Genomic DNA, 9,327 nt, shown 5'->3' on the forward strand with positions numbered 1-9,327 from the left:
TGTGAACTGAGGACGATACTCGATCATGAAGTTAAAACCTCCCCTGTACTGGCTCCTCGTCAGCCTCGCCTTCACCCTCACCCAGCCTGGTGCGATAGCTTTCGCCAACTGGGACGCGCCTTACGGCTTTTACAAGGACCTCTCGGTGTGGTTAAGCTGTGCCGGGGCGTTCCTTCTCCTCGTAACGGCCTACGGCATCATGCTCTGGCGAAGGGGAGAACTCCACCCCATCAATCCTTTCCTGACGTCCGTAATAGCCGCCTCAACTATATGGTTCGGCTACTGGGCGGAGGGCTTCATCAGGGGCGAGATGGGCTACGGGAGCTCCAACATTCTGGTTTTCATCGTCGGCGGCTTCATCGGGCTGATCCTGGCCCTGATGCTGCTCCCGATGGCCATCCCCCACGCTCTCACGGGAGAACTTTACTACCCCCATGACCGGCCCCTCGTTTCAGCGTGGCTCGCCTCCCTGGCGGTTTCGGTGGTTCTTTCGGTGATCTACATGAAAACCAGAAAGAGTGAGGAGCTCACGGAACGGGATAACCCAGCCCCTTGAGAACCATTCTGATGGCCAGGAAGGCCAGGACAATTGCGAATGCCTTTGTGAGGCTCTTGGCCTTCGTCCTCTTCGCTATCCTCGCCCCCAGCTGGGCACCGATTATGAGGCCGGGCACGAGGAGGAGTAGCCACTGTGTCTCAACGTTGCCCAGCATGTAGTGCTTTATCGCCCCGCTAGTTGCCGTGAAGACGATAGCGAAGCTGGAGGTTGCCACCGCGTAGTGGATGGGCAGGCCCATAGCGGTCAGGAAGGGGACGTTTATGGCACCGCCGCCGATGCCCAAAAGCCCGCTCGCGATTCCGGCTATAAAGCCCCCGACCGGGATGAGCCTGTAGTCGAGCTCAACCTCCTCGAGCTTGACCTCGTGGGGCTCGACGCTCTTCTTCCGGTAGATCTTTATCGCAACGAGGAAGAGGACGACGCCGAAGATTATCTTGAGTTGAGCTGGACTAATGTAGCTCGTCGCCCACGCGCCTATGTAGGCACCTGGAACAGCCGTTAGGGCCAGCAGGAGGCCGGCTTTGTAGTGTATCCTGCGCTGTCTGTGGTACGCTATGGCCGAGCTGAGCGAGGTGAAGACTACAGCGGCACTCGAAGTTCCCACCGCGTGGTGTATCTCGACGCCGAGGAAGTTGAGGGTAGGAACGACGAGAAAGCCTCCGCCAAGGCCGAACATCGCCGCGAGGATTCCGATAAAGATTCCAACACCGAAGTAGCCCAGGTATTTGAGCAAGGGATCACCTCCCAGAGCCCTTTGCTCCGCAAAGCGCTCGCGGAAAGCCCTTAGCTATCAGACCCCGATTTCTCCCGAGAGAGGGTGCTCCTCCCTCTGCAATCCTTCCATTGTTCGCTCCTCTGAGCATGCCTGACGGTAAATGAGCGCGAACTTCGCCAAAGGCAACCATCTCTTAAACACCCCTGAGAGCTTCTTCTCAATCCCGTCTCCAAGGCTGACTCCTAAACCTTACATCTCCAGTGTTATAGCCTCGATGAGCTTTATCAGGGCCTCAAGGTCGCCGAGGTGGAGCGTCTCGACCTCGCTGTGGAGGTACCTTATCGGGACGCTCAAAGCGAGAACTTCGCTCTTGTGCTGGAAGACCGAAGCGTCCGTTCCGCCGCCGGTAACGCCGACCTGGAGCGGGATTTCGTTCCTGTGGGCGATTTCGGCGACCTTTCTTGCAAGGCCCCTCGTATAGATCGCGGAGTTGTCCACGGCCCTTATCACAGCGCCACCGCCAAGCCTCACATCGCCGGTTAAGTCTCCGCAGCAGGCAAAGGAGTCTATGGCGAAGGCATATTTTGGAGAGTACCGCTCAGCCAGGAACTTTGAACCTTTGAGGCCTATCTCCTCCTGGACGGTGAAGGCGAAGATGTAGCGCCCGTCGAGGTCGTGGTCGACGAGGTCTTTAATGGCCTCAACGAGGGCCACGACGCCGAAGCGGTCATCCAGCGAGCGGGTCGAGACGTAGCGGTCGTTGAGAACCGCGAAGTGCTTCTTGAAGACGGCGTAGTCGAGAACTTTAACACCGAGCTTCTCAGCTTCCTCCCTGCTCTCGGCACCGATGTCAATGGCGAGCTTGCTCCATGGAACCGTGTCAAACTTCCGCTCGAGGTTCAGGTGAACGGGCAGGGCACCGATAACGCCGTCGAGCTTCCCGCTCTCGGTGATAACATCTAAGTGCCTGCCGTAGAGAAGCCTGTCGTCTATTCCCCCGATTTTCCTGAAGGTCAGCTTCCCGTCGGGCCTTATTCCCGTGATGAGCAGCCCAATCTCGTCCATGTGGGCCATGAAGATTGCTTTAAGCTCACCCTCACCGAGCTCGACGACGAGGTTTCCGATGGTGTCGACGGTGTAGTCGGCGTAGGGCTCTATCCACTCGATGAGCTTTTCTCTCACCCTCTCCTCGTAGCCGGAAATACCCGGTATGGACGTTATCTCCCTAAGTTCTTCGACGACCATTCAAACCACCTCAGAGCATCTTGACCTCTTCCGGAGGGCGGATTTTAACAACTTCTCTGTTCACGAGATCTTTTGGAACTTCGCCCCTGAGAACTGTGAGGAGGTTCTTAACGGCCTGGAAGCCCATGTCCTCCATTGCCTCCTTTGACAGGCCCGCGTGGTGTGGCGTTAAGACCGTCTCCCACTCGTACCTGAAGAGCTCGTGCTCCCGGATGGGCTCTTTCTCAAAGACGTCGGTGGCGTAGCCCTTGAGTTTGCCCTCTTCGATGGCCTTGACAATAGCCTTCTCGTCAACCAGCGTCCCGCGCCCTATGTTCACCAGGTACTTGCCCTCGAGGAGCTTTATCCGTTCTTCGTTGATGATGTGGTAGGTTTCCGGCGTTGCCGGGAGCGCGAGGATAACTATGTCGCTCTCCTGGAGGACGTCTTCCAGGGGCCTGTAAACAGCTCCAACCTCCTTCTCGATGTCCTCCTTTCTCGACCGGGACCAGTAGAGTATCTCCGTCCCCATCGCCTTTATTCTCCTCGCTATGGCCTTCCCTATGGCACCCATTCCGAGGATTCCGACCTTCTTACCGTAAACCGTCTCCACCTCCTTGAAGCCACCCCACACGGTTCTGTGGGAGTCCCATTTGCCGGAGCGAATGAACTTGTCCGAGTAGGCTATCTTCCTGAGGAGCGCTATAGTTAAGCCAACGGCGAACTCAGCGACCGCCTCGCTTAGCCACCCGGAAACCTTGGTAATGTAAATCCCGCGTTCGGTGGCCGCTTTGACATCAACGTGGTCGTAGCCGGCGGAGTGACAGCTTATCACCTTCAGCCTCTCGGCCCTCTCAATGACCTCCCCCGGAACGGGGTTGAGGGGTGAAACTATAAGCCCGTCGAACTCGCCTATTCGTTCCTTCAACTCATCGACGCTCGGATACAGGATGAACTCGACGTCCGCGTACTTCCTGAGCTCCTCAGTCGGTTTGCTCTTCATCTTAAAAAGAACAGCCACCTTTGGCCTCATGGTACCACCGTTAAGATATTCGTCGAAAAGGTTATAAAAGTGTCGGAGGGGCTAAAGATCCCCGTTGAGCCCCTTAACAACGTCCAGAACGTCCAGAAGCTTGGACACCACGAAGTCGCAGTTGCCCCAAAGGGACTGCTTTGAGGCGTCCGGGTCGAGGAGAACACTAACCATCCCAACGTTCTTTGCCCCAACGCAGTCCTTGGCAGGGTTGTCGCCCACGTAGAGGGCCTCTCCCAGCCTAACTCCGGCCCTTTCGAGTGCCAGCTGGAAGGGCCTCGGATGGGGCTTGTAGAAGCCCGCGTCCTCACTCGTCGTTATGCTGTCGAAGAGGTCGTAAATGCCGAGGGCCTTCAAATGGGCCTCTATGTAGTCGTTGTCCGAGTCGGTGATTATACCGACGTGGAGGCCGAGGTCTTTAATGGCTTTTATGGTATCAACGGCGTCGGGGAAGAGCTCGCCGTATTTCGCGTGCATCTCGATGCTTATTCCCCAGAAGTCCTCTGGAACTGTGAAGCCGTACCTATCCGCGACCTTTTTCATGGCCGCGGTGTCAACATCCCTTATCTTAACGTAGGGTTTTCCGGCGAGCTCCTTGAAGAGTTTCGAGCTTTCCTCCTCGTACTCCGCCCAGATTTTGAGATAGTCCAAGTCTCCCCCTCCTGCCCTTCTAAGGACTTCCCTCACGATGTTCTGGTGGGTGACGTTCTCCCCAGCCTTCGTTATCAGCGTCCCGACGAAGTCAAAGAAGACCGCCCTGACCATGCACATCCCCAATCCAGAATCTTGAATGGCCTTTTAAACCTCGCTTGTCATTATGACGAATTTCTTCCTGAAAAAATTGGACAAATAAGCAGAAAGACGGCCAAATTTTAGAAAATCTTTTATCGGTTAAAGGGCTCTTTGAAAAGGGTGATCCCAACGGAGGCGATACTCCTGGTATGGGGAGTCAGGGACGAGGTGCTGGAGGAGCTGCCCGTCGAGGGGAGCTGGCTCTACGGGGAGTACGACTTCATAGCAAAGGTGGAGTTCTCAAGCGAGGAGGAGGCGGAAGAGTTTGAGAAGCTCGTCCGGAGGATCATAAACGGAGGAACCTACAAGCTCCTCCCGATAAAGCTCTCGGCGGTGAAATCCGAAAACGGAAGCCTTGAACTGGAGGAGATACTGGTCAGCGGACTTCAAGTTCGCGAAACGCCCTGATAAGTCTTTCATTCTCCCCTGGCTTTCTCACAGAGAAGCGGATGAACTCTGGCAGTCCGAAGCTCGTGCAGTCCCTCACTAGGATTCCGCGTTCTTTCACAGCTTTGACGAACTCCCCCGCGTTCCCAACGCGCTTGATGAAGAAGTTGGCGTCGCTTTTAACTCCCAAAGCTTTCTCAAGCCTCTCCTTCTCGCGCCAGATTAGGGGCATCGTCCTCCTCATGTGCTCGAAGTTGTCCCGGATTAGGAACTCAAGGAAAGCCACACCCGTTGAACCTATGCTCCATGGCATCCTGACGCTTTTGAAAGCCTCTGGAAAGCCGAGAACGTAGCCAACCCTTATTCCAGGCAGGCCGTAGCTCTTTGTGAACGTCCTGAGCTTTACAAGGTTTTCTCCTTCCGGGCTTTCGGCGTCTTTAACGAAGTCTATGAAGGCCTCGTCAAGAACGAGGAGGGCTTTGCTGTCTTCAACTGCATCGATGAGGGGTTTAAGTTCCTTAACGCGGTAAAACCTTCCGTCGGGGTTGTTGGGGTTGCAGAAGAAGACAACCGAATCCTTCTCAACCAGTTCTGCGAGCTTCTCGGGCTCGTTGGGGCCTTTAACGATTCTCGCCCCGAAAATTCTCGAAACTCTTTCATACTCACCGTAGGTGTGGCGCGGGATTACAACCTTCCTCCCGCGGAGCGCGAGGATTCCGATAAGGTAGAGCGCTTCTGTAATTCCAGCGGTTACGGTTAAGGGTTCGCCTATTAGCTCCGAAAGGTCCTCCTCAAGTCTCTCGTAGTAGGTGTATCGGTTGCTCAGCTCCTTTGCCCGCTCGAACATCTCGTCGAGCCATTCTGGAGGGTATGGATTGAGCGATGCGGAGAAGTCGAGCAAACCCTCTTCCCTTGAACCCCCATGGTAGGTTGAAAACTTCACCGGCTCAAGCATGGGCAGGCCCCCTCGCGAGGAGTATGGAGACGACTACCAGCCATTCGGCAACGATAATCCAGTAAACTTTCAGGGCGCGCTTTATATCCTCGTTTTCAGGAGCTTTACCCGGAAAGCGATAAACCCCGGGCTTCTCGAGCCAGACTCCGAGGACGGCGCTCATTACTGCCATAGGCTTATCGGAGTTTATTTTGAACCTCGCCAGACGGTAGTAGCGAAAAACCTTCCTTCCACCGAGGGAAAGGTAGAGGAGGACCGTCAGGCGAGCTGGTATGAAGTTCAGAGCGTCATCAAGCCGAGCAGAAAACTTGCCGAAGTACTCGTAGCGCTCGTTTCTATAACCAAGCATCGCGTCGAGCGTGTTGACGGCGCGGTAGATTAAGGCACCGGGCAAGCCGAAAAGGAGGAAGTAGAAGAGGGGGGCAATTACGGAGTCGTTGAGGTTCTCGGCGAGGCTCTCTATTGCTGCGGAGTTGAGGTGGGCTTCGTCAAGCTTCCTCACGTCCCTGCTGACTATCATCGAGACCGCTTTCCTCTTCTCCTCGATGTCGTCCGTTACCGTTCTCGCTATGTGCTCGTGCAAACTTCTAATCGCAAAGGAGCTTTTGAGAAGATAAGCGGCCAGGGCGTAGTTGAGCGGATATGGAGCAAAGAAGGGTGAGATAGAGAGGAGGAACGCGAAGGCAATAACCAGCACTGCCGCAGCCATTCCAGCCAGAAAATCAAGCTCTGGAGAACGCCTTTTGTAGCGGGAATCGATGAACCCCGCGAGCTTCCCGAACCACACGACGGGATGAACCAATGCAGGAGGCTCCCCCAGGAGGAGATCCCAGAAGAGTGCCAGAATAAAGACCGTCAAGGCGTCCATTCCCCCAACACTCCCCTGATTCTACCGTATTCCTCCAGAATTTCATCATTCGGCTCCCTAACGCCCCTCCTGACGTACCAGGCGGGATGCCTCAAGTACTCAGCCTCGAACCCCAGTTCGGTCAGGACTTTTTCGGCAGTTCTGCCTATTGCAAAGATTTCATCAGGTCTCAAAATTTCAAGTTCTCTCGCCAAAAGCTCGTAGGCTCCCGGAGGGATCCTCCTCAGCCTGTTCTCCGGTGGATTGCACTTGAGGACGTTGGTAATGTATAGGAAGTCCGGGTTTATCCCGAGGGAGAAGAGAACCCTGCGGAGCAACATTCCGGAGGCATCGCGGTAGAAGCATATTCCCGTTTTCCCGCACCCGCGCCTTCCGGGGGCTTCGCCGACGAGGACGACCTTTGAACCTGCAAAACCGTTGGCAAAGGGCAGGCCCTCAAACTCACCGACCTTAAGCTGGTACATCAGGTTCTCTTCACCGCAGAAGTACTCCGGGTCGGTTAAGAGGGAGCAGTATAATGCAGAAAGCTCGATTCCCTTGGCCTCGCTTTCTTCATCGCTTACGAGGAATCTCTCGCGTGGGTTGTAAATGGTTCTCGCGTAAGTTCCGTAGGTCTTTTCATCGAGGGAAAGCAGATCACGCCAGTTCGTGAGTTTTAGAGGCTTTGTCCTGAGGTTCCGGGGGTTGAGGTAGATTCCACCCGTTCTCTCAAGCTCTTCGACCTTCAGGAGCATAATGGATAAAAGCTCCAAGTCCCTTATAACCCTGACGGAGGCGATAGCTTGAGGGGAGTTGCGTTCTACTCTGGGGGCAAGGACGGGCTTTATGCCCTTTACCTCGCTGAGAGGAGTGGAATTGAGGTCCCTTATCTTCTGGCCTTAAAAACCACGATAGGCCTCTCCCCCCACTGGGAAAATTTTGGGGCTTTAAAAACGCTCGCCGGGGCAATGGGGAAGGAGTTGCTCACCTTTGACATGGCCAATGGAAGCGACGCTTTAGCTGAATTCCTCGGTTCCCTCGATGTTGACTACCTCATCGCTGGGGACGTTCTCCTCGAGGACCACAGGGTGTGGGTTGAAGCCCTCGCTGAGAAGGCCGGAATTAAGGCCCTTGAGCCGTTGTGGGGGAGGAACACCTTCGACCTTGCCCTCGAAATGCTCCGGGAGGGCTTCGAGTGGGCAGTTATAGCGGTTGATAAGAAAAAGTTGCCAAAAGAAGCGCTGGCCTACACATTCAGCTCAAAAAACGACCTGGAGGGCTTTTTGAAAGCCTATCCCGGTGTTGACCCGATTGGAGAATTTGGAGAGTTCCACACGGTTGTTTTAGCATCGCCCCTTTTCGAGGGACGTTTCAAACTCGCTGTAAACTCCTTCGAGGAGAGCGAGAGATACCACTGGGTTCGCTTCGGGCTGGTGAGAGCGTGAATGCCAAAGAAATCCTCAAAAGGCTCGAAAGGCACGGCGTAACGCTGGAGGAAATGCTCGACACTGCAATGGAGCTCTACGTTGGGGATGAGGGTGAGAAGGTAAGGAGAAGACTCGAGAGGGTTATGCTTCGCTACCTCAATGATATCAACATTCAGGCCCTCCTTTTGTCGGCCATTCTCCTTGAGGAGAACTTCAGGGTTGAAGGCGACCCCGTCAACTTGGTTGCGGACGAGCTCATCGGAATCAACATCGCAGAGTACATAGGCGGTAAAATGGCCCTCTTCAACTTCTTCTACTACGACACGCGGAAGCCGGGGATTCTTGCCGAACTACCGCCTTTCCTCGACGATGCGATAGGAGGGTTTATAGCGGGCTGTATGACAAGGCTCTTTGAGGGTGATTGGGATGGGCAGGATTGAGACCAGAAAGTGCCCCGTCTGTGGCGGCACGATGGTGAAGAGCAAGGCAAAAATGGCCGGCCACGCAAGGTTCTTCTGGCAGCCGCCGTGGAAGAGCAGAACTACCGGCCTGCTGAGGCCCTTCATCGAGGCAACCCCCTGGCTCTGCCTCGACTGCGGCGTTGTTTTAGCGTTCGTTGATGAGGAAACGCTTTCAACCCTCCGGGAAGAGTTCGAGGAAAAGAGGACAGAGGTGGGCCTGTGAGAAACATCCTCCCCTTCCTAACCCGGGTTCCGGTCAAAGGAGACTTTGAAAGGGCCCGGAATGAGCTCTGGGCCTTTCCTTTAATAGCTCCGATAAGCTCGGCCCTTCCCCTCGTCCCCTTATACCTCAGGCTACCCCTCTCCAACGTCCTTGCCCTTCTGGCTCTCTACTTCACCGTAGGCCTCCTCCACCTCGACGGGTTAGCGGACTGGGCCGATGGAATAATGGTCAAGGGCGACCGCGAGAGGAAGGTTAAAGCCATGAAGGACCTCAACACTGGTATAGCCGGCGTTTTTGCCGTCGTGATGGTGCTGTTCCTCCAGGTCTACTCGCTCCAACTCGTTCCTTTCTACTCCATCTACCTCGCAGAGCTCAACTCCAAGTTTTCACTCCTCCTTGGACTGGCGACAAAAAGGCCCCTTGGCCAGGGATTGGGTGCGTATTTCATGGAAAAAATGGAGGGAAAGCAGTTCGCAGTTGGAACGATTCTCTACATTCTCCTGTACCTTCCGATAGCGCTCTTCGACCCGCCTGCCCTCTTTGGAACCCTCGGCCTTCTCTTCGGGGCGTATGCGATAAAGCTCTCCCTGAGGAACTTCGGCGGGATAAACGGCGACTGCCTTGGAGCGATTGCCGAGATAACGAGGACAGGGACGCTGTTGGTTCTATCTTTTGCGTGGGCTTACCTTTAAATATTGCATCAC

Annotated in this window: 13 protein-coding genes; 6 read left to right on the forward strand and 7 right to left on the reverse strand. The window is 55.1% G+C overall.

Annotated features, from left to right (window positions below; translation table 11 throughout):
* The first annotated feature begins 25 nt into the window (after positions 1-25).
* Entirely contained in the window at positions 26-556 is a 531-nt protein-coding gene (locus ACZ5AM_RS10515; RefSeq protein ID WP_464914888.1) for a hypothetical protein, read from the forward strand.
* On the opposite strand, the gene ACZ5AM_RS10520 is transcribed toward ACZ5AM_RS10515, so the two are convergent.
* The 4 genes from ACZ5AM_RS10520 to ACZ5AM_RS10535 form a co-directional block, all read right to left on the reverse strand.
* Entirely contained in the window at positions 528-1,292 is a 765-nt protein-coding gene (locus tag ACZ5AM_RS10520) for a sulfite exporter TauE/SafE family protein (RefSeq protein WP_464914889.1), read from the reverse strand. The genes ACZ5AM_RS10515 and ACZ5AM_RS10520 overlap by 29 nt on opposite strands.
* Positions 1,293-1,523: 231 nt before the next feature.
* A complete protein-coding gene (locus ACZ5AM_RS10525; protein ID WP_464914890.1) occupies positions 1,524-2,519 on the reverse strand; it encodes a M42 family metallopeptidase in 996 nt (331 codons plus the stop codon).
* 10 nt (positions 2,520-2,529) lie between these two features.
* Positions 2,530-3,531 (reverse strand): 2-hydroxyacid dehydrogenase, encoded by a 1,002-nt coding sequence (locus tag ACZ5AM_RS10530; protein ID WP_464914891.1) that lies wholly within the window; start codon positions 3,529-3,531, stop codon positions 2,530-2,532.
* Positions 3,532-3,582: 51 nt separating this feature from the next.
* The gene (locus ACZ5AM_RS10535; RefSeq protein WP_464916149.1) at positions 3,583-4,296 is read right to left on the reverse strand and encodes a TIGR02253 family HAD-type hydrolase; all 714 of its coding nucleotides are present in this window, start codon (positions 4,294-4,296) and stop codon (positions 3,583-3,585) included.
* A gap of 147 nt (positions 4,297-4,443) precedes the next feature.
* Here ACZ5AM_RS10535 and ACZ5AM_RS10540 point away from each other — a divergent pair, with 147 nt between their 5' ends.
* A complete protein-coding gene (locus ACZ5AM_RS10540) occupies positions 4,444-4,731 on the forward strand; it encodes a hypothetical protein (protein ID WP_464914892.1) in 288 nt (95 codons plus the stop codon).
* Here ACZ5AM_RS10540 and ACZ5AM_RS10545 read toward each other — a convergent pair.
* Genes ACZ5AM_RS10545 through ACZ5AM_RS10555 form a run of 3 tightly spaced genes read right to left on the reverse strand, consistent with a single transcriptional unit; the run spans position 4,700 to position 7,267 of the window.
* Positions 4,700-5,665, reverse strand: coding sequence for an aminotransferase class I/II-fold pyridoxal phosphate-dependent enzyme (locus ACZ5AM_RS10545; protein ID WP_464914893.1), 966 nt, complete (start codon positions 5,663-5,665; stop codon positions 4,700-4,702). The genes ACZ5AM_RS10540 and ACZ5AM_RS10545 overlap by 32 nt on opposite strands.
* On the reverse strand, positions 5,658-6,533 hold the full coding sequence (gene cbiB / locus ACZ5AM_RS10550; RefSeq protein WP_464914894.1) for an adenosylcobinamide-phosphate synthase CbiB: 876 nt from the start codon (positions 6,531-6,533) through the stop codon (positions 5,658-5,660). Before cbiB ends, ACZ5AM_RS10545 begins: the two co-directional genes overlap by 8 nt.
* A complete protein-coding gene (locus ACZ5AM_RS10555; protein WP_464914895.1) occupies positions 6,521-7,267 on the reverse strand; it encodes a uracil-DNA glycosylase family protein in 747 nt (248 codons plus the stop codon). The genes cbiB and ACZ5AM_RS10555 overlap by 13 nt, the downstream gene beginning before the upstream one ends.
* Positions 7,268-7,315: 48 nt before the next feature.
* On the opposite strand from ACZ5AM_RS10555, the gene ACZ5AM_RS10560 reads away from it, so the two are divergent.
* Genes ACZ5AM_RS10560 through cobS form a run of 4 tightly spaced genes read left to right on the forward strand, consistent with a single transcriptional unit; the run spans position 7,316 to position 9,315 of the window.
* Entirely contained in the window at positions 7,316-7,957 is a 642-nt protein-coding gene (locus ACZ5AM_RS10560; RefSeq protein WP_464914896.1) for a PAB0415 family putative ATP pyrophosphatase, read from the forward strand.
* Complete coding sequence (cobZ, locus tag ACZ5AM_RS10565) at positions 7,954-8,379, forward strand: alpha-ribazole phosphatase CobZ (protein WP_464914897.1); 426 nt, start codon at positions 7,954-7,956, stop codon at positions 8,377-8,379. The genes ACZ5AM_RS10560 and cobZ overlap by 4 nt, the downstream gene beginning before the upstream one ends.
* Complete coding sequence (locus ACZ5AM_RS10570) at positions 8,366-8,623, forward strand: hypothetical protein (protein WP_464914898.1); 258 nt, start codon at positions 8,366-8,368, stop codon at positions 8,621-8,623. The genes cobZ and ACZ5AM_RS10570 overlap by 14 nt, the downstream gene beginning before the upstream one ends.
* The gene (gene cobS / locus ACZ5AM_RS10575) at positions 8,620-9,315 is read left to right on the forward strand and encodes an adenosylcobinamide-GDP ribazoletransferase (RefSeq protein ID WP_464914899.1); all 696 of its coding nucleotides are present in this window, start codon (positions 8,620-8,622) and stop codon (positions 9,313-9,315) included. The genes ACZ5AM_RS10570 and cobS overlap by 4 nt, the downstream gene beginning before the upstream one ends.
* The last annotated feature ends 12 nt before the right edge of the window (positions 9,316-9,327 follow it).

This window comes from Thermococcus fumicolans (assembly GCF_055386755.1).